Annotated in this window: 21 protein-coding genes; 9 read left to right on the top strand and 12 right to left on the bottom strand. The window is 68.2% G+C overall.

Annotation, left to right across the window (positions count from 1 at the left end; translation table 11 throughout):
• Window positions 1-215: 215 nt before the first annotated feature.
• Window positions 216-1,007 carry a DUF1906 domain-containing protein gene (locus AWC18_RS11930; protein ID WP_085138871.1) on the bottom strand — a complete coding sequence of 264 codons (792 nt, stop codon included), beginning with the start codon at window positions 1,005-1,007 and terminating at the stop codon, window positions 216-218.
• A 167-nt stretch (window positions 1,008-1,174) separates the two neighbouring features.
• On the opposite strand from AWC18_RS11930, the gene AWC18_RS11925 reads away from it, so the two are divergent.
• The 5 genes from AWC18_RS11925 to AWC18_RS11905 are packed head-to-tail and all read left to right on the top strand — an operon-like array spanning window position 1,175 to window position 5,464.
• Window positions 1,175-2,146 (top strand): acyl-CoA thioesterase, encoded by a 972-nt coding sequence (locus AWC18_RS11925; protein ID WP_085138870.1) that lies wholly within the window; start codon window positions 1,175-1,177, stop codon window positions 2,144-2,146.
• Window positions 2,146-2,967, top strand: coding sequence for an SDR family NAD(P)-dependent oxidoreductase (locus AWC18_RS11920; RefSeq protein ID WP_085138869.1), 822 nt, complete (start codon window positions 2,146-2,148; stop codon window positions 2,965-2,967). The genes AWC18_RS11925 and AWC18_RS11920 overlap by 1 nt, the downstream gene beginning before the upstream one ends.
• A 24-nt stretch (window positions 2,968-2,991) precedes the next feature.
• Window positions 2,992-3,939, top strand: a complete 948-nt coding sequence (locus tag AWC18_RS11915) for an LLM class F420-dependent oxidoreductase (RefSeq protein ID WP_085138868.1) — start codon at window positions 2,992-2,994, stop codon at window positions 3,937-3,939.
• A gap of 29 nt (window positions 3,940-3,968) precedes the next feature.
• On the top strand, window positions 3,969-4,742 hold the full coding sequence (locus AWC18_RS11910; RefSeq protein WP_085138867.1) for a DUF1906 domain-containing protein: 774 nt from the start codon (window positions 3,969-3,971) through the stop codon (window positions 4,740-4,742).
• The gene (locus AWC18_RS11905; RefSeq protein WP_208858358.1) at window positions 4,739-5,464 is read left to right on the top strand and encodes a hypothetical protein; all 726 of its coding nucleotides are present in this window, start codon (window positions 4,739-4,741) and stop codon (window positions 5,462-5,464) included. The genes AWC18_RS11910 and AWC18_RS11905 overlap by 4 nt, the downstream gene beginning before the upstream one ends.
• Here AWC18_RS11905 and AWC18_RS11900 read toward each other — a convergent pair.
• Together AWC18_RS11900 and AWC18_RS11895 are read right to left on the bottom strand one after the other, a co-directional pair.
• Window positions 5,414-6,031 (bottom strand): TetR/AcrR family transcriptional regulator, encoded by a 618-nt coding sequence (locus AWC18_RS11900; protein ID WP_085138866.1) that lies wholly within the window; start codon window positions 6,029-6,031, stop codon window positions 5,414-5,416. The two genes, AWC18_RS11905 and AWC18_RS11900, sit on opposite strands and share 51 nt — an antisense overlap.
• Window positions 6,012-6,845, bottom strand: coding sequence for an SDR family NAD(P)-dependent oxidoreductase (locus tag AWC18_RS11895; protein WP_085138865.1), 834 nt, complete (start codon window positions 6,843-6,845; stop codon window positions 6,012-6,014). The genes AWC18_RS11900 and AWC18_RS11895 overlap by 20 nt, the downstream gene beginning before the upstream one ends.
• A 119-nt stretch (window positions 6,846-6,964) precedes the next feature.
• Between AWC18_RS11895 and AWC18_RS11890 the strand changes: the two genes are divergently transcribed.
• From AWC18_RS11890 to AWC18_RS11875, 4 genes are all read left to right on the top strand, one after another.
• Window positions 6,965-7,831, top strand: coding sequence for an LLM class F420-dependent oxidoreductase (locus tag AWC18_RS11890; RefSeq protein ID WP_085138864.1), 867 nt, complete (start codon window positions 6,965-6,967; stop codon window positions 7,829-7,831).
• On the top strand, window positions 7,828-8,319 hold the full coding sequence (locus AWC18_RS11885; RefSeq protein ID WP_085138863.1) for a nuclear transport factor 2 family protein: 492 nt from the start codon (window positions 7,828-7,830) through the stop codon (window positions 8,317-8,319). The genes AWC18_RS11890 and AWC18_RS11885 overlap by 4 nt, the downstream gene beginning before the upstream one ends.
• 89 nt (window positions 8,320-8,408) lie before the next feature.
• Entirely contained in the window at window positions 8,409-9,641 is a 1,233-nt protein-coding gene (locus AWC18_RS11880) for an acyl-CoA dehydrogenase family protein (protein WP_085138862.1), read from the top strand.
• A complete protein-coding gene (locus AWC18_RS11875) occupies window positions 9,642-10,766 on the top strand; it encodes an acyl-CoA dehydrogenase family protein (protein ID WP_085138861.1) in 1,125 nt (374 codons plus the stop codon).
• A 3-nt stretch (window positions 10,767-10,769) separates the two neighbouring features.
• Here AWC18_RS11875 and AWC18_RS11870 read toward each other — a convergent pair whose 3' ends face one another.
• The 9 genes from AWC18_RS11870 to AWC18_RS11830 all read right to left on the bottom strand — a co-directional run bounded on the left by AWC18_RS11870 (window position 10,770) and on the right by AWC18_RS11830 (window position 22,399).
• Complete coding sequence (locus tag AWC18_RS11870) at window positions 10,770-11,081, bottom strand: DUF732 domain-containing protein (RefSeq protein ID WP_085138860.1); 312 nt, start codon at window positions 11,079-11,081, stop codon at window positions 10,770-10,772.
• Window positions 11,082-11,097: 16 nt separating this feature from the next.
• Window positions 11,098-12,267, bottom strand: a complete 1,170-nt coding sequence (locus tag AWC18_RS11865) for a sodium-dependent bicarbonate transport family permease (protein ID WP_085138859.1) — start codon at window positions 12,265-12,267, stop codon at window positions 11,098-11,100.
• Window positions 12,268-12,306: 39 nt separating this feature from the next.
• A complete protein-coding gene (locus tag AWC18_RS11860) occupies window positions 12,307-13,629 on the bottom strand; it encodes a PPE family protein (protein WP_085138858.1) in 1,323 nt (440 codons plus the stop codon).
• A gap of 68 nt (window positions 13,630-13,697) precedes the next feature.
• Entirely contained in the window at window positions 13,698-14,957 is a 1,260-nt protein-coding gene (locus AWC18_RS11855) for a PPE family protein (protein ID WP_085138857.1), read from the bottom strand.
• A 467-nt stretch (window positions 14,958-15,424) separates the two neighbouring features.
• On the bottom strand, window positions 15,425-16,453 hold the full coding sequence (locus tag AWC18_RS11850; RefSeq protein WP_085138877.1) for a fused (3R)-hydroxyacyl-ACP dehydratase subunits HadA/HadB: 1,029 nt from the start codon (window positions 16,451-16,453) through the stop codon (window positions 15,425-15,427).
• 52 nt (window positions 16,454-16,505) lie between these two features.
• Window positions 16,506-18,212 carry a thiol reductant ABC exporter subunit CydC gene (gene cydC / locus AWC18_RS11845; protein ID WP_083658168.1) on the bottom strand — a complete coding sequence of 569 codons (1,707 nt, stop codon included), beginning with the start codon at window positions 18,210-18,212 and terminating at the stop codon, window positions 16,506-16,508.
• Window positions 18,199-19,812, bottom strand: a complete 1,614-nt coding sequence (gene cydD / locus AWC18_RS11840) for a thiol reductant ABC exporter subunit CydD (RefSeq protein ID WP_064996570.1) — start codon at window positions 19,810-19,812, stop codon at window positions 18,199-18,201. The genes cydC and cydD overlap by 14 nt, the downstream gene beginning before the upstream one ends.
• Before the next feature lie 56 nt (window positions 19,813-19,868).
• The gene (cydB, locus tag AWC18_RS11835) at window positions 19,869-20,909 is read right to left on the bottom strand and encodes a cytochrome d ubiquinol oxidase subunit II (RefSeq protein WP_064996571.1); all 1,041 of its coding nucleotides are present in this window, start codon (window positions 20,907-20,909) and stop codon (window positions 19,869-19,871) included.
• Window positions 20,910-20,929: 20 nt separating this feature from the next.
• Complete coding sequence (locus AWC18_RS11830) at window positions 20,930-22,399, bottom strand: cytochrome ubiquinol oxidase subunit I (RefSeq protein ID WP_064996572.1); 1,470 nt, start codon at window positions 22,397-22,399, stop codon at window positions 20,930-20,932.
• Window positions 22,400-22,435: the final 36 nt, after the last annotated feature.

Below are 22,435 nucleotides of genomic sequence, written 5' to 3'. Positions count from 1 at the left end.
GTCGAGGTGGACGGCTAGCTTAATGGCGATCGCGGCACGGCCGTCCAGCTACGCAGCTGCTGTAGATCGGCCTTCAACGAACCGACCAACAGTCTTCGCAGACAGGAGCCCACTCATGGCGTCAGCATCTCTGGGCGTCTACACGAGCCTCGCGTGTGTCGTGCTGCTTACCCTGGCACTCTTCTTCGCCAGCAAGTCCTGATCGGTTCGCGACCTTAGGGATGTAGATTCCACTGGCCGCAGTCCTGGGCCAGGACGTCGTTGACGTCGACCTCGATGCCGCCGACGATCGGGCCCGGCGTCGAGGCGGTACTCACAATCCGCTGGTAGAGCACCGCCGCGGGGTCGATCTGGCCCCGCGACCAGGATCGCGTCTGCCAAGCCCACCGCTTGCCGGGTGTGCGGGATACCCCGATGACACCGTCGGCGGCCGCCCACTGGCACACGTTGATGCCCCCGTAGACCCCGGTGCGCTGCACTCCCAGCACGGAGTTGATCCCGCGAAACCAGGGCAGTGCCACGGTGTTCCAGGTGTTGCGGTCGATGTCGTCGTCGACGCTGAAGAAGATCGGCGCACTCTGGCCGCCGCCGGCCGCGGAGTGCAGTTGCCAGGCGGTGCGCGCATCGGCGACTCCTCCGGGGTATCCCCGGGTGAAGTCCGACGGCGCCGTACCGCCGGGCTTGCCGTACTGGTAATTGCTCACGATCACCAGCCCCGCGGCGGTCAGCGACTCGGCATAGGGCCGGGTGATCGGCTTAGCCCCGAAGTTGGAACCGGGCCGCGACGTCGAGACGTAATTGATCACGCCGGCATGGCCGGCGGCCCGGATATCCTGCGCCGGAATCTGGCGCATGGCGTAATCGATGAGCGTGGGGCCTGCGGCCGATGCCGTCGGTGCGCCGGCGGTGGCTGCGCCCAGCCCGAGGGCCGCCGCGGATGCGTAGCGCAGCGCGTCACGTCGGGAGACGTGGTGGCGAGGGCGGGGAGACCGCGCAGAGTCTGACACGGCCCGATGTTAACAATGTGACTGCTGTTAACGGTGTTACCCGCGCCGGGAACCGGACAATGCGGGGGAGTTTGACCTGAGTCGTTCGCCTTTACTTAAATGGGCTAGCAGTTATTCACCCGTGTCGGCAGTCCGCCGCGGACGGGCCAGCGGGTGAGGAGGAAGTTGTGCAGACGTCGGCGTCCGAGGTCGCCTTACCCGACTACGTCGGCCCCCTGCTCGGGTCCGGAAGCCGACTGGAACGCGCCACGCTCGACGCGCTGGACACGCTTGAGCAGGTATTGACGCTGCACCCGCTGGGCGACGACCGCTTTCGGGCGGGCAATGAGGCCGGCCGGTTCGGCAGGATCTTCGGAGGCCAGCTGATCGGCCAGGCGATGACCGCGGCCGCCGCGACGGTGCCCGAGCTCACGGCGCATTCGATCCACGCGTCGTTCCTGCGCCCCGGTGACTCAGCCGTACCGCTGGAGATCGCCGTCGACCGCACCCGCGACGGACGCACCATGTCGGCCCGGCAGGTCACCGTGCAACAGGGCGGGCGCACCCTCATGATGGCGACGGTGTCCTTCGACACCAGCCCCGACAGCGCCGACGGCGTTCCCGTGCCGCTGCCGGGACCTGAGCCCGAAGCCCTTCCCCTGCTGCAGCACTGGGTGCAACACGCCCCGGCGCACCTGGCCGGGCGGGGCAACACCTGGATCGAACGACCCCCGCCGCTGGAAGTCCGCACCGCCGAAGCGCCTGTCTTCCTCGGTGGCGCACAGGCGTCGGGCCCACGTGCCCATTGGATGCGGTTGCCGCGCGGGGTGGACGGCGACTCGCAGCTGCACGCGGTGCTGCTGGCCTACGCCAGCGACTATCTGCTGGTGGACACCGCCTTTCGTGCCCACCCGGAGCCCATCGACCATGCCACGCACGTCGGACTGACCCTGGACCACAGCGTGTGGCTGCACCGCCCGGTCCACTTCGATCGGTGGCACCTTTACACCCAGCAGACCGTTGCCACCGCCGGACACCGTGCTCTGGTGCACGGCACCCTGGTCGATGCCACCGGTCGCCATGTGGCCAGCACCGCGCAAGAAGTCCTGGTCCGGCCGATAGCCGAGCCGCTCGCGGGACCGAAGTCCGAGGATCGGTAGTGGTACTGCGGCGAGCGGCGGCGACACTCGATGGACGCGTCGCCGTCATCACCGGGGGCGGTTCGGGGATCGGCCGCGGTATCGCCGAGAGCTTCGCGGAGTTCGGCGCTCGGGTGGTGATCTGGGAACGTGACACCGAAGCTGCCCGAGCGACCGCGAAGTTGGTCGGCGGCCACGCCTGCGCAATCGACGTTCGCGACTCTGATCAGGTCGATGCGGCACTGGCCGAAACCCTTGCCGTGGCGGGCGTACCGACGGTGCTGGTCAACAATGCCGGCGGAGTGTTCTTCTCCCCGTTGCTGGACACCGCACCCAAAGGGTGGGACACCCTGATCCGCTCCAACCTCACCCACGTCCTGCTCTGTACGCAGCGCGTCGCGCAAACGCTGGTCCAACGCGGAGCGGCGGGCAGCATCATCAATGTCGCCAGCATCGAGGGCACCCGTGCCGCGCCCGGCTACGCGGCTTACGCAGCGGCGAAGGCGGGCGTCATCAACCTCACCAAGACTGCGGCTCTGGAGTTGGCACCGCACGGCATCCGGGTCAACTGTCTGGCCCCGGACCTCACGCTCACCGAAGGTATCGAGCGCGTCGGCTCGGCCGGGATGCTGGCCAACGCCGCCCACATGATCCCTATGGGTCGGACCGGGCACGTCGACGAAATGGCGGGCGCTGCCGTATTTCTGGCCAGTGACCTGAGTTCCTACGTGACGGGTCAGACGCTGCATGTCGACGGTGGAACGCACGCCGCGGGCGGCTGGTACCACCACCCCGACAGTGGCGATTACATTCTCGGGCCCTCTCGGCCGACGACCGCTTAGCAACTCCAGCCGAAGGGGAGCCGCATGCGATTCGCGTTCACCTATCCAATCATCACCCATCCGTGCGATCCCGAGCTCGCCTCTGCGCACGGGGTGGCCACCGTTGCACGGGCCGCCGAAGCCGCCGGGTTTGACGCCATGGGCTTCACAGACCATCCGGCGCCCACCCAGCGCTGGCTCGACGCCGGCGGCCACGACAGCCTCGACCCGTTTGTGGCAATGGGATTCGCCGCTGCGCATACCGAAAAGATCCGGTTCATACCGAATGTGGTCGTCTTGCCCTACCGCAACCCGTTCGTGGTGGCGAAATCGGGCGCAACACTGGATCTCCTGTCGGGGGGAAGGTTCACCCTGGCCGTCGGCGTGGGATACCTCAAGGGCGAATTCGCGGCCTTGGGGGTGGACTTCGATGAGCGCACGGCCTTGGTCGAAGAGAGCCTGGACGTCATCCGGGCCATCTGGACCGGTGATGACATCTCGTTCGAGGGCCGGCACTTCCGGGCCCGGGGAATCACCGCTCATCCACGTCCCACCAGCAGCCCGCATCCGCCGATCTGGATCGGCGGGAACACCGGGAACGCGCGCCGGCGCGTCGCGGCCCGCGGTGATGGCTGGGTGCCGTTCGCGGCGCCGGCGGGTCTGGCCAGCGCAGCCCGCACCGCCGAGCTCAGTTCGATCGAAGCGCTGGCATCCGGGATCGACGACCTGAAGCGCCGCTGCGACGAGGCCGGCCGGGACTGGTCGACCATCGACGTCTGCTTCTCCAACCTCGCCGGCGGCCGGCTCGGCCACGACGACTTCGATCCCGGCGCCTACCTGGACGGCCTGGGCCGCCTCGCCGAAGTCGGGGTGACCTGGGTGCAGGTCGCGGTTCCCGGCGACAGTCTCGGCCACGCGGTGGAGGCCATCGGCCACTTCGGTGAATCCGTGATCAGCACCTTCTGCCGAAGTTCCGGCCGGTACCCTTCCTAGTTGTGACGCGTTCGGCTTCGCGGCGCGACATGCTCAGGTACGCCGCGTTACTCGGTCCGGCGCTGGCCCTGCCCGGCGCCCTCGGGGCGACGGCCGGCGTGCCGCGGGCCGGCGCGAACGGGCTGCAGGTCATCGATTTCGCCCACCGGCTGGTGCCGCCCGAACAGATCAAGGCTGCCGGATTCGACGGGGCGTTGGTCTATGTGTCCGAGCTTCGGCCCGGCGCCACCTTCGATTTCAAGCCCGTCACCCGTGAGTACGCGGACGGGCTGCGCGCGGTCGGCCTGCAGGTCGCCAGCTGCTACCAGTTCGGCAAGCCGGGTTGGACGCAGTCGCCGTCGGACTTCACTCGGGGTTTTGACGGCGGCGTGGCCGATGCGCAGACGGCGTTGCGGCTGCATGCCGCGGCCGGGGGACCGCCGTCAGCGCCGATCTTCTTCAGCGTCGACGAGGACATCGACGCCGCCACCTGGAAGAACGTGGCAGTCAAATGGTTTCGCGGGATCAACTCCGTTCTGGGCGTTGACCGGACCGGAATCTACGGCGGGGCCCGCCAATGCACCTGGGCGATCAGCGACGGTGTGATCGGACAGTCGACCAGCCCGGGCCACCGGTGGGCATGGCAGACCCGGGCGTGGTCGCACGGAGACCGCGAACCGGCAGCCGTACTCTTCCAGCGAGAAATCGTCACCGAGACCGAGCCGGGTTTCGTCATCGACGGCGCGCATGTGGATGTCAACGACGTCCTGGCCGCGGACTTCGGTCAGTGGGACCTCGCCCGAGGAGCGGGGGAACGTTCGTGATCGGCGCGTCCTGGGACGCGCCGCGAGTGGCCCGGTGGTCGGGCATCGCCGGTGTCAGCCTGCCCGCGACCACGCTGCTGATCTGTCCGATCTGGTCGTTCCCGGGCACCACAACGCAGCCGATCGAGGTGGCGCGGTGGGCCGCGGCCCACCACGACCGGCTGGTCCTGACGATGGCGCTCAACACCGTCGGCGTCACGCTGTGGTTCGTCTTCGGTGCCGCGGTGTGGACCTACCTGCGGGATCGCGTTCCCATCAAATCGGTCATTCCGACCTGCTTCGCCGCGGGCCTCATCGGCTGCCTGACTCTGCTGCTGAGCGGATTCACCGCCTTTGATCTGCTGCTGTACCGGCGCCGCAGTGCCGACGCGGCAGCACTGCTCTACGACCTGACGTTCGGACTGCTGGCCATGTCGGGGCTGCCCCTGGTGGTCGCGCTGGGCGCATTCGTGACCGCGGTCTACTCGCGCCGCACGTTGCCGGCCTACACGGGTCACCTGGCCCTTGCCGCCGCAGCGGTACATCCGGTGCTGCTGCTGACGTTCGTCTTCCCAAGCGGCCCGCTGTCGCTCGAGGGTTACGCCATCACCGTCATGCCGGCGTTCTTGTTCGCCTGGATCCTAGGGACAGCGCTGGCGATGCCGACCTCCAGCGGTGGCGTTGTGGCGGTGTCAGCGCAGCGCCGCGCGGCCGGCGTGCGTATCACCTCGCCAGGGCGCTAGCAGCAGCTCGCAGGCGCGGCGCATGTCGCGTTCGGCCTGGGCGGGGGTCGTCTCACCCATCACCGCCCAGGACAAGATCCCGTAGGCGCACTGCTCCACCAGCAGGGCCAGCTGGGTGTCCCGCGGCGAGGGCCGGGTGATCCCGGCGGCGGACAAGATGGTGGCGCGCAGGGCGAAATCTCCGGTCGCCGTCGACTCGGATCGGCGGGCATTGACGGAGGTGATCATGGCGCGAGCCAGGCGAGGCCGCGCGAGCATCGATCGGCAGATGCCGACCATGAGCTCGGTGACATCGTCTGCCGGACAGCCCGTCGGCGGGCGCGACGAACCGGCGGTCTGGGTGTAGTGCAACAGCAAGGCGCTGAACAGGTGATGTTTGGTGGGGTAGTAGCGGTAGAGGGTTGCGATCGACACCCCTGACTGATCGGCAACGTCCTGCATCCGGACGGCCTCCAGCCCGTCGCGGGCACCGAGGCGGGCCGCAGTGGAGAGGATGCGTCCGCAGCGATGCCGCTGCGCGGGCGTGCTGGGGGTGGCGGCCTCGCGTTCAATCGGCGGGCGGGGCATCGGCGGCTCGGGGGGCCGTTGCGAGCAGCTTCTGCATCATCCGATGCGAGGCGAGCACGGCCGCGGCTCGATCTGTGGTGGCGCGCAGGGCGGGACTGCCGGCGTGGGCGGAGATGACGTGCACCGGCCCCCGGGCGAGCTGTTCAAGGCCTTCGCGGGCGACCTCGGCCGGATCGGAAATCACCAGCCCCGGCACGTCGAAGTTGAGGCCGGCCCGCGCCATGGCGGGCGTGCTGGTCACGCCGAGCACCAATTCCAGGACGTGAACGTTGTAGTCGCGCAACTCCAGCCAGAGGCCCTCGGCGTAGATCCGGGTGAACGCCTTGGCGCCCCCGTACACGGTCTGCCGCGCCGATCCGAGATACCCGGTCAGCGAGCCCACCAGCAGCAGGCCGCCGCGCCGCCGGACGCGCATCGGCCTGCCGAAATGGTGGATCAACGCCAGCGGCGTCCGTACGTTCAGGTCGAGCACGCGCTCGAAGGCCGCCGGATCGCCGTCGAGGAACTCCGCGCTGTGGGTGTTGGCCCCCGCGTTGTAGATCAGCAGTCCGACCTCGATGTCCGACGTCGCCTCGGCGATCCGCGTCACCGCATCCGCGGCGGTCAGATCAACGGCCAGTTCACGGACGCGCACACCGCGTGCCCGGCACTGATCGGCGGTGTCGCGCAGCGGCTCGGGCTTGCGGGCGATCAGGACCAGATCGATACCGGCCTCGGCCAGTTGGAACGCGAACTCCGCACCCACGCCTTCCGAGCCGCCGGCGACCACAGCCCAGGGGCCGTACTGCTGGGCCCACTGCGCACCGCTGGACAACAGACGCCTCCATAACTAAAATTCATTCTAGTTTCACCATCGAGGTTACCTCAGATCCGAGGCGCAACGAAAGGCGCAGAGCCCTTGCGGTACAACGGTCCCCGGATTCGGTCCTGCTGATGCGGCTCGGCTTGGCGACGCCGGTCGTCATCCAGGTCCCCGGTACGGCGTCGAGCTGGGAAGCCGAGGGCGGTGTCGAGGACATCAGCAGGATCGCCTCGGCCGCCGACGAACTCGGGTTCGCCTACCTCACCTGCTCGGAACATGTCGCGGTTCCCGCCGACGCCGCGGCCGGCCGCGGCACGACCTACTGGGATCCGCTGGCCACGCTGTCATTTCTCGCCGCCCGCACCCAAGCGATCCAATTGGTGACATCGGTTGTGGTGCTCGGTTATCACCACCCCTTGGAGCTCGCCAAACGCTATGGAACCCTCGACCGGCTCAGCGGCGGCCGGTTGATTCTCGGCGTCGGGGTCGGGTCGCTGCGAGAGGAGTTCGACCTGCTCGGCTGTGCGTGGGAGGACCGCGGCGCCCGGGCCGACGACGCGATGAAGGCGCTGCGGGCGTCGCTGTCGACCACCAACCCCGCCTACCACGGCGCCTTCTACCGATTCGACTCAATGATCGTGCAGCCGTGCGCCGTACAACAGCGGGTGCCGATCTGGGTGGGTGGACGTACCCGCCGCTCACTACGCCGGGCGGTGGAGTTGGGTGACGGTTGGACACCGTTCGGCCTCACCAGGGAAGAGCTGACCAAACATCTTGGCTCCGTGGACCTCCCGGACGAATTCGCGGTGGTGTTGTCGACGCCGCCCCTGGACCCGATCGGCGCCCCGCAGCAGGCCCTCGATCGGATCGGCCGGCTGGCTGACATCGGTGCCACCGATGTCAGCTGCGTGATCTCCGCGCGTTCTGCGGCGCACTTCGGCGACCAGCTGGTCGCGCTCGCCGAGCTGGCCGGCCTGCCCCGCCGGGAGCAGCGATGATCGAGCAGCGCCTGGCCGAACTGGAACGGCGTCTGCAGCAGATCGAGGACGAGCGCGCGATCGAGCGGCTGATCGCCTCCTACGGCCCGCTGGTGGATGCCGGTGACGCTGAATCGACCGCAGCGCTGTGGCGGCCCGACGGCGTCTACGACGTCGAAAACTGGCTGATGAACGGCCGCGAGGAGATAGCGGCGATGGTGCGCTCCGGCGGCCACCAGGCTCTCATCGCCCGCGGCTGCACGCACTTCCTGGGCCCGGCGGTGGTCACCGTGACCGGTGACGAGGCGGTCGCCGTATGTGAGTCGACTCTGCTGGTCAAACAGGACAACCAGTTTCGGGTCGCGCGCGGCGGCGCCAACTACTTTCACCTCAGGCGGGCGAACTCCCCAGGCGGGTGGCAGATCGTCAAGCGGATCACCCGGATGCTCGACGGCGCCGCGGAGAGCCGCGCACTGCTGGTGGACGGCATCGCCGGGCGCATCCGATAGCCGGAGCCCAGACAGGGGGCCGGGCCGGAAAAAGCGGCCGCTAGACTGCGCGGAAAAGCGTCTATCCGCCGGTACGGCAGGGGAGATTAATGGATCTGCTGTGGTCGGAGGAAGACCGGGCGTTTCAAGCCGAGGTGCGGGAGTTTCTGGACCAGAAGCTGACCCCGGAGCTGCGTCGAGCCGGTCGGCTGATGACCAGCGTCTACGCCGATCACGAGGCCAGCATGGCGTGGCAGGCAATCCTGCACGAGCGGGGCTGGGCGGCGCCCGCGTGGCCGGTGGAGCACGGCGGCTGTGATTGGACCCTGACCCAGCACTACATCTTCAGTCGCGAGTCGACGCTGGCCGGCGCACCCTCGTTGTCGCCGATGGGCATCCGGATGGTGGCGCACGCGATCGTCCGCTACGGGACGGAGGCCCAGAAGGACTACTTCCTGCCCCGGATTCTGACCGGTGAGGTGTTCTTCTGCCAGGGCTACTCCGAGCCGGAGGCCGGGTCGGACCTGGCGGCCCTGTCCATGGCGGCCACCGTCGACGGCGATGACTTGGTCTGCACCGGCAGCAAGATCTGGACCACCCACGCCGGCGAGGCGAACTGGATGTTCGCCCTGGTGCGCACCTCCCGGACCGCCAAGAAGCAGCAGGGCATCACGTTCGTCCTGATCGACATGACCTCGCCCGGTATCGAGATCCGGCCCCTGGTGATGACCTCCGGGGAAGAGATTCAGAACCAGGTGTTCTTCGACGAGGTGCGGGTCCCCAAGACCAACGTCATCGGGGAGATCGACAACGGCTGGACCGTGGCGAAATACCTGCTCGAGTTCGAGCGCGGCGGCGGCGCCGTGGCGCCGGGCCTGCAGGTGATGGCCGAGGAGATCGCCACGGCGGCCATGAGCCAACCGGGTCCAGGCGGTGGAGCGCTCGCCGACGACGACGCGTTCACGCGCAAGCTCGCGGATGCGCGGATTCGCGCAGAGGTGTTGGAAATCCTGGAATATCAGGTGCTCGCCGCCGTTGCCGAGGGCCGCAATCCCGGGGCGTCGTCGTCGATGCTCAAGATCCTGGGCACCGAGCTGAGCCAGGAACTGACCGCACTGGCGTTGGAGGCGGCCGGACCGCGCGGACGCATCTACCAACCGCATGTCACCGCGCCGGGCGGGCCTATTGCCGACTATGAGCCTCCCGCCGACGGATATGCGTCAGGCGAACCGTGGCAGGCGGTGGCACCGCTGCACTACTTCAATGACCGGGCCGGATCGATCTACGCCGGTAGCAACGAAATTCAGCGGAACATTCTGGCCAAGGCGGCATTGGGACTCTAAATGGACTTCAACTTGAACAATGAGCAGCAGATGCTGCGCGACGGCATCACCAAGTTCCTCGCCGCACGCTACGACCTCGAGACCAGCCGTGCCGCGGTCAAGACCGGAGCCGGGTGGCAGCCCGAGATCTGGCGGGCCTTCGCCGGGGAACTGGGCATTCTCGGCGCGACGTTCCCCGAAGAGTTCGACGGAATCGGCGGCGGCGCAGTAGAGCTCATGATCATCACCGAAGCGCTCGGGCATGCCCTGGTGATCGAGCCCTATGTCGACACCGTGGTCGTGGCCGGCGGACTGCTGCACCGCTCCGGCAATCCGGTCGCAGCCGACGTGCTCAAGGACGTGGTGGCCGGCACTGCCGTTGTGGCATTGGCTGCCGCGGAAGAGGATTCGGCTGACCGTTGGCAGGAAGCCCAGACCGTGGCACGCGCCGACGGTGACGGCTGGGTGCTGAACGGCTCGAAGATCGTGGTGGTGGCCGCGCCGCTGGCCACGCATCTGCTGGTGACCGCCCGCATCGAGGGCGAAGACGGAATCTCGTTGTTCCTCACCGAAGCCGACGCCGCCGGCATCACATTGCACCCGTATCGCACCATCGACGACCGCAGCGCCGCTGACGTCACCTTCACCGACCTGCGGCTCGGTGCTGACGCATTGCTCGGTGAGCGGGGCGGGGCGTGGCCGTCATTGGCGCAGGCCCGCGACGAGGGTGCCGCGGCGGTGTGCTCCGAGGCGGTCGGCTGCATGCGGAAAGTCTTGGCGGACACCGTCGAATACTGCAAACAACGCCAGCAGTTCGGGCAGCCGATCGGCAGTTTCCAGGTTCTGCAGCACCGCATGGTCGACATGTTCATGGAGGTCGAGCAGTCGGCCGCCGCGGTAATCCTGGCAATGCTCAATCTCGAGGCGGATGAGGCGACCCGCGCCCGCGCGGTGTCGGCCGGCAAGGCGACGATCGGCCGGGCGGCCCGATTCGTCGGCCAACAGGCGGTGCAACTGCACGGCGGCATGGGCATGACCGAAGAGTTGGCGATCGGTCACTACTTCAAGCGCCTCACCGCAATTCAATACGAGTTCGGAACCACCGACTCCCATGTCGCCCGTTACGCAGCGCTGACAAAGGCCTAGCCGCTACTTGTGCAGGTGCTGCGGGCAGTACGCACTGGCGGCGGCTGCCGCGAACTGCGCGGCGCCGTCCATGGTCAGCCCCGGGTTGTCATCGGTGAGCCGTTTGACGACCTGCAATCCCGTCTCGCCGCTGTCAGCCATGGTGCAGATGGCGCGGCCGGCCGCAATGGCCTGATCGCTGCTGCTGAAGGCGAGCCCGGAGGCCTTCAAGGAATTCAGGAAGGCGGCGTCGCTGGCATCGGGGTCGGCGTACGCCGGCGCGGCACACCCGATGACGGCGGCAATGCCCACGATGGATAACAGGCTGCTGCGCATAGCGTTCCTCCTCCCTTTACTGCGCCGTGATGAGACGGGCGAACTCAATGTAGAGCGGAATGCCGATTGTGACGTTGTAGGCGAACGTCAGACCCAGCGATGCCGCCAGGGGCAGGCTGGGACTGGCTTCCGGAATCGCCAGCCGCTGGATAGCCGGCACGGCGATGTAGGAGGCCGCGGCGCACAACACAGCGAACAGGACGTAGGTGCCCAGCTGGAAGTGAACTCCGGTCAGCTGCGAATAGGTGTGCGCCACAAACATTCCCAGCGCTGCGAAGACGTTGGGCGCCAGCAGACCGAAGAGGATGAAGCCACGGCCGGCGGCCTTCAGGTCCCTCAGCTTGCGTGCCGCGGTCAGGCCCATCTCGAGTAGGAAGAGGCACAGGACGCCCTGGAACGCGGTGACGAAGACGGGGTCGTCGACGCCGGTGACCTTGGACCCCTGCAGCCCGCTGATGAACCCGATCGCGATGCCGCCGAGCAGCAGGCAGATGCCCGGGTTGAGGAAGACCTCCCGCACCAGCTCGCGGTTGATCAGGCGCCCGTTCGAGGTCGCTACGACGTCCGGGCGCTCGGGGTTCCTTCCGACGGCCAGGCCGCCCGCGGGGTCGCCGGCCTGTGCGGCTGCGGTTGCCGGAACCGAACCGGCCGGCACCGTGTAGCCCGACTCGTGGGGCATGTTTCCGGAGGCGTCCAAGCCCCGGTGGCGCAGCCGGGCGACCAGGAACAGCGCCACCAGGCAGCCGGGGATTTCCATGATGGCCAGCATCACGGGCATGTAGGCGTCGAAAGCCATGCCGACGGTGGCCAGCACCCCCATACAGGTGGCGAACGTGCCGGCCGAGTCGGAGCCGTAGTACCCGGCTACCGTCGCCCGGTCGATGTCGCGCATCTTCGTCAGATACTTCAGCAAGACGTAGGCGAGCATGCCGATCAGGAAGTTCAGCAGAAATCCGACGATGACGAAGCCGAGGATTCCACCGATCTGCGAGAGGTCGATGCCGGCGAGTTCCTCACCGCCGTGCCAGCCGATGGCCAGCAACAGATACATCGTCAGGCCCTGATACACCGCGTTCGGGAATTCGAAGGGCACCTTGGCCAGTGCGAGCAGGAAGCCGAAGTAGAAGAACAACAACAGTGGCTTGAACAGGTTGTGGGTGAAGTTCTGCCAGAACTCGAGGAGCATGTGTCTCTCTTTCGCAGGAGGTAGCGCCGCACAGGGGCGTCAGGTGACGGGGCGCGTTGCCTTCTTGGCGCCTTTGAGGTGCACCGCGTGCACGCCGGGCTTGCGGGACAGTTCCTCAAGCAGTTCGTCGAGTCCGGCTTGGTCGACGTTCCAGTGCTGGACCGCTTCGGGCTGGCTCTGCAGCTTGGCGATCACCGCGTCGAGCTTGACCGGAGTCTTGGCCTTGCCGCCCTGAATCCGGATCCGCCCACTGGGCACGGGGCGGGGGGTTGCGCTGCCCAGGGCGCCGCCGGCCATGGCGCCCAGCGCCGCCTGGTTGAGCAGGCCACCGCCGATACCCGAGGCGGGTGCGGCAGCCAGGCCTGCGGCCGGAGCGCCGGTGGCCGCCAGCCGGATCGCGGGACTGGCCGAGGCCCAGCTCGGCGGAACGGACAGGTTGCCCACCAGGTTTGCCTCCGACATGGTTGCCGACACCGCTGAGGTCAGGCCGGCGGGGCCCACCACGCGAAGTCCGGCGCCCAGCCCGGTGGCCGGGAGGCCGCCGACGCCTTCGAAGGCCCGGCCGGCCGGGGTTCCGAACTTGAGGAAGTTCTGGATGGGGAAGTTCACCAGCAGCGATACGTCGTTGAACGGCGTGGTCAGGCCCGCCGGACCCTTCAGCGAAGAGAACACCGCCGCGAAGTTGGCCGGAGCATCCGGATTGCCGGTGAGCTGGATGAGGAGGTTGTTGACGAAGTTGTTGTACTGGGTCGCCAGCTCGGCCAGGAAATCGATGACCGGGTTGCCCGAGGCGGCCGCCGCCCCCGCGTTGGCCGCCGACGTGGCCGCGGCAGTCCCGGTGGTGGTCTGCGGCGGCTCGGTGAACGCGGTGATCTTGGTGGCCGCGGCAGCCGAAGCGGCGTAGGTCTGCATGGCGGCGGCGTCCTGCGCCCACATCTCCAGGTACTGGGCTTCGTTGGCCGCGATGGCCGCCAGGTTCTGGCCGAGGAAGTTCGTGGCGTACAGCATCTGGTTCTGGGCGCGGTTGGCCTCGACGACTTCCGGTGGGACGGTCGCCGCGCGCGCCGTTTCGTAGGCGGTGGCAGCGGCCTGCGCCTGTGCGGCCGCCTGAGCTGCGGTGGCCGCGGTGGTCGACATCCAGGCGATGAATGGCTGGGCGGCGGCCGTCATCGCCGCCGCGGACGGGCCGGTCCATGATTCATCGGTGAGCGAGGTGATCACCGCTTCGTATTCGGATGCGGCGGAGCTCAATTCGCCGGCCAGACGTTCCCAGGCCGTGGCGGCGGCAATCAGCGACGCGGAACCGGGGCCGGTGTACATGTTGGCCGAGATGATCTCCGGCGGGAGCAAAGAGAAGTACATTTCGACTCCCTTATCTGGTCGGGTGCGACCGGGTCAGCGGGAAGGGGCCATGTTTGGTCATCGCCGGCTCACTCATCCGGTGCCGGAATGACGATGATGGTTGCGGCGGCGGGGTCGGCCTCACCGGGAGGAATCGGACCGAAGGCATCAGGGCCGCCGCTGTTGCGCAGCGGACGGGTTCCCGCGCCCACGGTTTGGGCCGCGGTGCCGCCGATGCCGCGGCCCAGCAGGCTGGCCAGTGCCATCTCGCCGAACATGGCGTCCTGACCGGCGATCGATGCCAGCGGAGCGGCCTCCAGCGTTGCGGGCAAGGACGACGCCATGCTGACCAGCTTGGTGGCCGGCGCCGCGACCGCCCAGGACGCCGGAACCGACAACTTGCCGACCGTTGCGGCGTTGCCCAGGACACCGGTGGCACTGCTGAGGCCGGCGACCGGCAGCATGGCCGGTGCCAGGGGTGCAAGTGGTGCGAGCGCTCCGGTGATGGCCTTCGGGCCGGCGAAGAAGGCCTCCGCGGCCATCGTGTTCATGATCCAGGAGTAGATCTGCCCGAACGCCAGCCAATAGCCACCGGGGATGGTCGACCAGCCGAGCGGGGTTGTGGGCCCGGTCAGTGTGGCGAAGATCAGGTTCCAGTTTTCCAGCAGGGAACTCGCCGCCGCCGTCCCCACGGGATTGGCGGACAGCGACTGCAGCGCCTGGGGCATCGCAGTCAGCAGCTGGGAGACCTCCTGCGCGATGTTGGACGCCGCCGAATTTCCGGTCGCCTCCGCCACTGCGGCGGCCTGATTGACCGCCCCGGCCGGGTTGGTGGTCTCCGGGGGCTCCGTGAACGGGCTGAGCTGAGTTGCCGCCGCGGCCGCTGCGGCGTAGCCGTACATCGCCGCGGCATCCTGCGCCCACATCTCCGCGTAGTGAATCTCGGTGGCCGCGATCACCGGAGTGTTCTGTCCCAGGAAGTTCGTTGCGATCAGGGTTGCCAGCTGGGTCCGGTTTGCCGCGATGACCGGCGGTGGCACGGTGGCCGCGAAGGCGGCCTCGTAGGCTGCCGCTGCAGCGCGGGCCTGGTTTGCCGACAGTTCGGCCTGTGCGGCGGTGGTGGCCATCCACGCCACGTACGGCTCGGCTGCGGTGGCCATCGAGGCGGACGACGGGCCGGACCATTCCTCGGCGAGGCTCGTCACCACGGACTCGTAGGACGACGCCGCCGAACTCAATTCCGCAGCCAGCGCGTCCCAAGCCGAAGCGGCGGCCAGCAGGGGGCCGGAGCCCGCACCTGCATACATTCGGCCGGAGTTGATCTCCGGTGGCAAGGCAGCAAAATCCATCTCGGGTGACTCCTTACGTCACGCGTTCTGACTGCCGACGCTCGGAACTCGCCGTCGAAGCCCAAACCCTAGACGGCCGTGGTCTATTGAAGGCTCTTGCGATGTAAAAAGCGTGCGACTTTTTTCAGTTGACAGTGGTACCAGTACATCTTCGAAAGTTGTTGTGAGGCAGCTGTCACCAGGCTATCTGCAGCTATTCCCCGATTACATATTTTCTTAATAGCCCCATCGCCATTAATTCCAAACCAGAAATCGCGGCCGATTCGAGTTATCCGGTTATGTCCTCAACCGGGTGAATCCGGTCCACGCCTCTGCGTCTGGGAGAGGTTTCTCTTCACAAGCGTCATCTCAGGGGACTGATACTACGCACGATTCACTGGAAACTACCTGTCAGCGGACTGGATTTTCACTGTTGCTGTGCTGCAGGCAGCCTGTCAGACCTGCGCTCGCCTGTAGTCGGGCGAGAGTCAGCGGAAGCGGACGTTCATGGTCGCGAGGCCGAAGATCTTCCGGTTCTCGGACTTCGCGGCGATCAGGATGATACCGCTGCGGGTCTCCGGATCCAATGACTTGATCTTGCCGCTGAACTCGATGTCGGCGCCTTCCTTGGCCGACACGATCGCCGGTGCGGACAGTCGCACCGCGTACCGGGTGACCGCCCCCGGATCACCGGTCCAGGCGGAGGCGAAACCCGCACCCAGACCCATGGTGAGCATGCCGTGCGCAATCACGTCGGGCAGGCCTGCCAGCTTGGCGATGTCCTCGTCCCAGTGAATGGGGTTGGCGTCACCGGCCACACCGGCGTAGTTCACCAGGTCGCCGCGCGCCAGCCGGGTGTGGCGCGTGGGCAGCTCGTCGCCGACCTTGACGTCTTCGAAGGACGGCGTCGCGGGGGTGCGGGTCAGACCGCCCTGGGAGATCCGAACCTCCCCTTCGGGCCGCACTGTCTTCTGGTAGGCGGCGTCGGATTCGCCGACCTCGAGAATGTTGACGTCGTGCATCATCGCGTTGTGCACCGCCGTCTTGACGGTCGGATCGATGTCCTCGGCGGTCACCCCCACGACGGTGGTGTGCAACGTGTGCACCCGCTCGCCGGCGGTGTCGGTGAAGGTGTTGGTCACCGTGATCAGGTCGCGGCCGGCGATGCGGCGCACCGAGGTCAGCTCCACATCGATGTGCAGTTCGTCGCCGTCGACGATCGGCCGGTGCTGCTCGAAGACCTCTTCGGTCTGCATGTAGGTGTCGTAGCCGACGACCACCGACTCGAACATGCGGCGATTGCAGTTCATGCCCGGGACCGAGGTGAACGTCAGGGGCGCCACCAGCCCCGAGTAGCCCATTTCGGCGGCGGCCGCGACATCCCAGTGTGCGGGGTGGTAGTCCTGCACGGCCCGCGCGTACTCGCGGACCTTCTCGCGGCCCACCAGGTAGGTGCCGTCCATTTGGTAGTAGTGGCCGACCCGCGATTCCAGCGCCGACGTCTCTGCTGTGGTCATGAGTTGACTCAACCGTTCTGCCGGCTGGTTCAGGGAAGCCGACAGATGCACCCTAGCGGGGATCGCGAGCACGGCGAAGCCGGGCGCTGCGGGTCGCCGCCGTCGGGTCAGCGGGAATCGCGAGCGTTGCGAAGCCGGGCGCTGCGGTGCCGTCCGGCAGCTGGTGGGTGGCGAGGACGACCGTCCGATCGGCCCCGAACAGGCCGGGCACGGCCAAGATATCGCGCAGGAGCTGGTCCGCACCGTCGGCGTCGAGGTGCTCGGTGGGTTCGTCGAGCAGCACGATCCGGGCCGGCGAGACCACGGCGCGGGCCAGCAGCAGGCGCCGTCGCTGACCTGCCGAGAGCGCTTCGGCGCCGCCGGCCAGCACCGTCGCCAGACCGTCGGGAAGGCCGTCGAGCCACGGTCCCAGCCCCACCCGGCTCAACGCCACCCGCAGTTCGTCGTCGCGGCAGTCCCCGCGCGCCACCAGCAGGTTGTCCCGGACTGTGGTCGCGAAGATGTGCGCGTCCTCGGCAAAGAAGCTGACAGCCCGTCGAAGGTCGGCTTCGGAAAGCTCCCGCACCGGAGTCCCGCTGAGCCAGACGCCGCCGGTCTGCGGCGTGAGCAGGCCGGCCAGGGTCATCAGCAGCGTGGTCTTGCCGGCCCCGCTGGGTCCGGTGATCGCCAGCCGATCCCCGGGAGCCAGGTCGAGCCGCACCGGAACGGACTGATCCGCCCGATATCCAGATCGCAGGTCGGCGTGCAGGACGGGCGTCTGGGCCGCCGCCTCCGGCAGCACCGCCGGCGCGTCGGCCACCGGGGGTTCCACCGGGGCCAGCTCGAGTATGCGCCGCGCCGCGATCCGCGAGCGGGTCAGCGCCACGGCCGCCCCCGGCAGCGCGGTGGTCGCCTCAAACGCTGACAGCGGCAACAACATCAGAATCGCCAGGGTGGTGGGTGCCACGGCGTCGGCCAGGCCGATGCCTGCCACCACCGCGCCCAGCACACTGACCCCGACAGCGGCGGTGGGCAGAGCAGCGGCGATCGCGGCCGGCTGGGCGGCCCCATCCAGGGCTGCGGCCCACGCCCGCTGGCGGCGCTGGGACTCCGCGATGACGGCGGGCAGCAGTCCGGCGATCCGCAGTTCGGGGCCGTTCTCCAGCGCCTGCATCGCTGCGACGTCACGCTCGGCGAGGTGCTCGCGGGCGGTGCGTTCCTGCGCCGCCGCGGCCCGCGCGGCCAGCCACGGAGCCACCCCACCGGCGACCAGCAGACAGACGGCCAGCACCACCGCTGCCGCCGGCGCGATCACCGCGATCACCGCGGTGGCGACCACGCCCAGCACCCCCGCGACCGTAATCGGCAGCAAGGCACGCACCAGGAGGTCGGCCAGCTCGTCGACATCGGTGCCCACCCGCGCCACCAGCTCACCACTGGGCAACCGCACCGCGGTCTCGGCCGGGCCGTGAGCCAGCCGCCGGTAGAGCTGCCCGCGGGCACTGCCGGCGGCCCGCAGTGCCGCATCGTGGCTCACCAGCCGCTCGCAGTAACGCAGCACCCCGCGCGAGATCGCCAACGCCCGCACCGCCACCACGGCTATCGACAGGTCCAGCACCGGCGGCATCTGCCAGGCCCGAGTGATCAGCCATGCCGAGACAGCGGCCAAGGCGAGCGCGCTGCACAGCGACAACGTCCCCAGCAGGCCGGCCAGCACCAGTCGGGGCAGGCGCGGGCGCAGCAGCCCCACGGCGGCCGGCAGCGGATCAGGCTGTCGCATGATCTGCGGCCAATTCGCTGTGCACGGTCACGACCCGGTCCCCGGCCGCCAGCACCGGCGGGCGGTGGCCCACCACCACCACCGTCGCCCCGGCGCGAGCCCGTCGCACCAGGGCCGCCAACACCCGCTGCTCGGTGGCGGCATCGAGATGAGCCGTCGGCTCGTCGAGCAACAGCACCGGGGCCGTGGACCCCAGCGCTCGCGCCAATCCCAGCCGCTGTCGCTGCCCCAAGGACAAGCCGACGCCGCCGCGACCCAACGCGGTGTGCACCCCGTCGGGCAGTTGCGCGAGCACGTCGTCGAATCCGGCGTCGGCGCAGGCCGCTTCGACGTCGGCGAGGTCGCCGAACAACGCCAGGTTCTCCGCCACCGTGCCCGCAATCAGCGCCGGACGCTGTGGCAGCCAGAACAGCTGGGCCCACCAGGCGGGCGGGTCCAGATCGGCGATGTCGACGCCGGCCACCGTGATGCGCCCTGAGCTGGGTTCGGTGAGGCCGGCGATCGCCGCCAGCGTGGTGCTCTTGCCGGCCCCGTTCGCACCGGTCAGCACGGTGACCTGGCCGGGTTCGATCAGCGCGGTGAGGCCGGCCGGCGCATCGCCGTCTCGGCCGGCCACACTGAGCGATGCGAGGTCGATCACTGCACTTCGCGCCGCCACCGTGCGACTGCCCGGCGCCCGGCGAGGGGGTTCATCGATCAGCGCAAAGGCCTTCTCCGCGGCGGCGCGACCGTCCTGCGCGGCGTGAAACTCCACCCCGATCCGGCGCAGCGGCCAATACACGTCGGGCACCAGCAGCAACACCGTCAGCCCGGCCGTCAGGCCCATCTCGCCGAACACCAGTCGCAGGCCGATGCTGACGGCCACCACGGCCACGCTCAGCGTCGCCAGCAGCTCGAGCACCAGCGCCGAGAGGAACGCGATCCGCAGGGTGGCCATCGTCGACCGCCGCTGCGCGTCGGACAGTTCGGCGATCCGGCGCTCCGGTCCGGTCGCCCGCCCGAGGGCGCGCAGCGTCGGGATGCCGGCGATCAGATCCAGCAGCCGCGCCTGCAGTGTCGTCATGGCCGCCAGGGCCGCCGCCGAGCGATCCGCGGTGGCCAGGCCGATCAGCACCATGAACACCGGAATCAGCGGCAGCGTGATCATGACGAGAACCGCCGCGCGACGGTCGTAGCAGGCGATCACCAGCACGGTGGCCGGGGTCAGGATCGCGGCCAGCAACAGTGCGGGCAGGTAGGCGGTGAAGTAGGGGCGCAGGCCGTCCAATCCGCGGGTGACCACGGTGGCGGCATCGTCCCGTTGGGTGGCCAGGCGGCGGGGGGAGCGTGCGGTGACCGCGGTCAGCACTTGCCCGCTCAGGTCGGCGATCACCGCGCTGGCTCCGCGTTGGCCCAGTCGTGCCTGCAGCCAGTGCGCCAGGGTGCGCACCGCCCACACCAGCGCGAGGGCTGCCAGCAGCGGTGACCAGTGCGCGACGCTTCGTGTCGACGGATCGGCGATCACGTGAGACACGATGTCGGCCAAGATGATCGCGGATCCCACGGCGCATGCCGAGATCACCACTCCGCAGCCCACCATGGCCAGCAGGTATCGGCGCATCGCCGTCGATGCGCGCCACAGCCGGGGGTCCAGCGGTGCCCGAGATGCCGGGGCGCTCAGGAGGGCTGCCTCGCGAGCCCGATGGACGGCGGAATGTGGTCGGCCGAGATCCGTTGGCGGAACACCCAGTACGTCCAGCCCTGGTAGACCATTGTCAGCGGGGCGAAGATCACCGCGGCCCAGGTCATGATCTTCAACGTGTACGGGGTCGATGAGGCGTTGTAGATCGTCAGGCTCCACTGTGGATCCAAGGTGGAGGGCAGCAGGGCCGGATACAGGGCGCCGAACAACAAGACGACCACCGCTGCGACGACGACTGCGGTGCAGAAGAAGGCCCAGCCGTCGGAGGCCCGTCGCCACACCAGCGTCACCGCGGTCAGCTGGGCGGCCACCGCGACGCCCAGCACCAGCCACGTCCACCCGGTGCCGTAGGCGAGCTGCGTCCACACCCCGAACCCGCCCACCAGCGCGGTCGCCGGCAGCGCCAGCCGGGTGGCGAACCGGTGCGCGTCGTCCCTAACCGCCCCGGCAGTTTTCAGCGCGGTGAACACCGCACCGTAGAACAGGAACAGACCGCCGGTGGCCAGGCCGCCCAGCAGGGTGTAGGCGTTGATCACGTCGGTGAATGCCAGGCGGACGTGGTGATCGGCGTCTACGGGCAGGCCACGGACCAGGACGGCGAACGCCACACCCCACAGAATCGCCGGCAGCCAGGAACCGGCGGCTATCCCGAGGTCTGCCCAGGCTCGCCACTTCGGGTCGTCGACCTTGCCGCGCCACTCGATGGCCACGGATCGCACGATCATGCCGAACAGAATGGCCAGCAGCGGTAGGTACAGCGTCGAGAACACCGTGGCATACCAGCCCGGGAACGCGGCGAACATCGCCCCGCCAGCGGTGAGCAGCCAGACCTCGTTGCCGTCCCAGACCGGTCCGATGGTGTTCAGCGCGGCCCGCCGGTGCGCTTCCCCGCTACCGGCACCGGCGCGGCCGAAAGGTGCCATCAGCATCCCCACGCCGAAGTCGAAGCCCTCCAAGATGAAGAACCCGAGAAACAGCACCGCGACCAGTACGAACCAGACCTGGTTTAGGTCCATCGCGATGACCTCCTTCTACCTCAGTAGGCGAACGACAGTGGCGCCACGTCGTTTTCGGCGGGTGGTGCCGGCGGCGCGGGTTCGGCGTCGTGTTCCAGTGGGCCCTCGGCCACATAGCGCCTGATCAACCAGAACCAGATCACCGCGAGGGCCGCATAAACCAGGGTGAACATCACCAGCGAGGTGACCACCATTCCCACACTGTGCCCCGACACGCCTTCGGCGACGGTCAGCCGTACATTCGGGTCGCCGGTCGGATTCGGGACGACAACCCAAGGCTGCCGGCCCATCTCGGTGAAGACCCAGCCGGCGCTGTTGGCCAGGAACGGGGTGGGGATGGTCAGCAGCGCCAACCAGGAGAACCAGCGCTGCCGGGGGATCTGTCCGCGGCGTGTCAGCCACAACGCGACCATCGCGAACAGCACCGGAAACAGAAGCAGGCCGATCATCACGCGGAACGACCAGTACGTCACGAACAGGTTCGGCCGGTAGTCGCCGGGGCCGAACTTCTGCTCGAACTGCTGCTGGATGTCGCGGACCCCGTCGAGCCGAACACCACTGACGCGGCCCTCGGCCAGGAACGGCAGCACATAGGGCACCTCGATCACCCGGGTCAGGTGGTCGCAGTTGTTCTGCCGTCCGACGGTCAAAACCGAGAAGTTGGGGTCGGTCGCGGTGTCGCACAACGATTCCGCCGACGCCATCTTCATCGGCTGCTGAACGAACATCAGCTTGCCCTGCACGTCACCGGTGAAGAACAGGCCGACCGCGGCAACCAGTGCGACCCAACACCCGAGAATGGTCGCCGGCCGGTACAGGGTGGCCGCGTCACTGTCGGCTGTCTGCGGGGCGCCGGCGGTGCCCGACCGGACCATCCACCAGGCGCTCACCGCGGCGACGAACGTCCCGGCGGTCAAGAACGCGCCGGCGACCGCGTGCGACAGGGCGGCCTGCGCGGTGTTGTTGGTGAACAGCGCCACGATGCTGTCCAATTCGGCACGTCCGGTCTCCGGATTGAAGTGAGCGCCGACCGGGTGCTGCATGAACGAGTTGGCGGCGATGATGAAGAACGCCGACAGGTTGGTGGCGATGGCGACCACCCAGATACTCAGCAGGTGCACCACCCGGGGCAGTCGGCCCCAGCCGAAGATCCACAGCCCGAGGAAGGTGGACTCCAAGAAGAACGCGGCCAGGCCCTCCATCGCCAGCGGTGCCCCGAACACGTCGCCGACGAACCGCGAGTACTCGCTCCAGTTCATTCCGAACTGGAATTCCTGCACGATCCCGGTGGCAACTCCCAGAGCGAAGTTGATCAGGAACAGCTTGCCGAAGAACTTCGTCAGCCGATACCAGGCGACATTGTCGGTGAGCACCCACATCGTCTGCATGAGCGCGACCAAGGGAGCCAAACCGATGGTCAGCGGCACGAATATGAAGTGATAGACCGTGGTGATCCCGAACTGCCACCGCGATATGTCGACAACATCCATGGGCAATCTCCCGGAGCCACTGAGCCGAATCTACGA

Origin of the sequence: Mycolicibacter nonchromogenicus, assembly GCF_002101775.1 — a bacterium.
Classification (GTDB): Bacteria; Actinomycetota; Actinomycetes; order Mycobacteriales; family Mycobacteriaceae; genus Mycobacterium; species Mycobacterium nonchromogenicum.
This window is presented reverse-complemented; position numbering and strand designations above follow the sequence as displayed.

Excerpts from the sequence above, each read along its gene's own strand:
- AWC18_RS11880 (WP_085138862.1), top strand. The coding sequence starts at position 8,409 with ATGGATCTGCTGTGGTCGGAGGAAGACCGGGCGTTTCAAGCCGAGGTG.
- cydD (WP_064996570.1), bottom strand. The coding sequence starts at position 19,812 with ATGCGCCGATACCTGCTGGCCATGGTGGGCTGCGGAGTGGTGATCTCG.
- AWC18_RS11915 (WP_085138868.1), top strand. The coding sequence starts at position 2,992 with ATGCGATTCGCGTTCACCTATCCAATCATCACCCATCCGTGCGATCCC.
- AWC18_RS11875 (WP_085138861.1), top strand. The coding sequence starts at position 9,642 with ATGGACTTCAACTTGAACAATGAGCAGCAGATGCTGCGCGACGGCATC.
- AWC18_RS11850 (WP_085138877.1), bottom strand. The coding sequence starts at position 16,453 with ATGACCACAGCAGAGACGTCGGCGCTGGAATCGCGGGTCGGCCACTAC.
- AWC18_RS11910 (WP_085138867.1), top strand. The coding sequence starts at position 3,969 with ATGCTCAGGTACGCCGCGTTACTCGGTCCGGCGCTGGCCCTGCCCGGC.
- cydB (WP_064996571.1), bottom strand. The coding sequence starts at position 20,909 with ATGGACCTAAACCAGGTCTGGTTCGTACTGGTCGCGGTGCTGTTTCTC.
- AWC18_RS11830 (WP_064996572.1), bottom strand. The coding sequence starts at position 22,399 with ATGGATGTTGTCGACATATCGCGGTGGCAGTTCGGGATCACCACGGTC.
- AWC18_RS11890 (WP_085138864.1), top strand. The coding sequence starts at position 6,965 with ATGCGGCTCGGCTTGGCGACGCCGGTCGTCATCCAGGTCCCCGGTACG.
- AWC18_RS11900 (WP_085138866.1), bottom strand. The coding sequence starts at position 6,031 with ATGCCCCGCCCGCCGATTGAACGCGAGGCCGCCACCCCCAGCACGCCC.
- AWC18_RS11860 (WP_085138858.1), bottom strand. The coding sequence starts at position 13,629 with ATGTACTTCTCTTTGCTCCCGCCGGAGATCATCTCGGCCAACATGTAC.
- AWC18_RS11855 (WP_085138857.1), bottom strand. The coding sequence starts at position 14,957 with ATGGATTTTGCTGCCTTGCCACCGGAGATCAACTCCGGCCGAATGTAT.
- AWC18_RS11870 (WP_085138860.1), bottom strand. The coding sequence starts at position 11,081 with ATGCGCAGCAGCCTGTTATCCATCGTGGGCATTGCCGCCGTCATCGGG.
- cydC (WP_083658168.1), bottom strand. The coding sequence starts at position 18,212 with ATGCGACAGCCTGATCCGCTGCCGGCCGCCGTGGGGCTGCTGCGCCCG.
- AWC18_RS11865 (WP_085138859.1), bottom strand. The coding sequence starts at position 12,267 with ATGCTCCTCGAGTTCTGGCAGAACTTCACCCACAACCTGTTCAAGCCA.
- AWC18_RS11885 (WP_085138863.1), top strand. The coding sequence starts at position 7,828 with ATGATCGAGCAGCGCCTGGCCGAACTGGAACGGCGTCTGCAGCAGATC.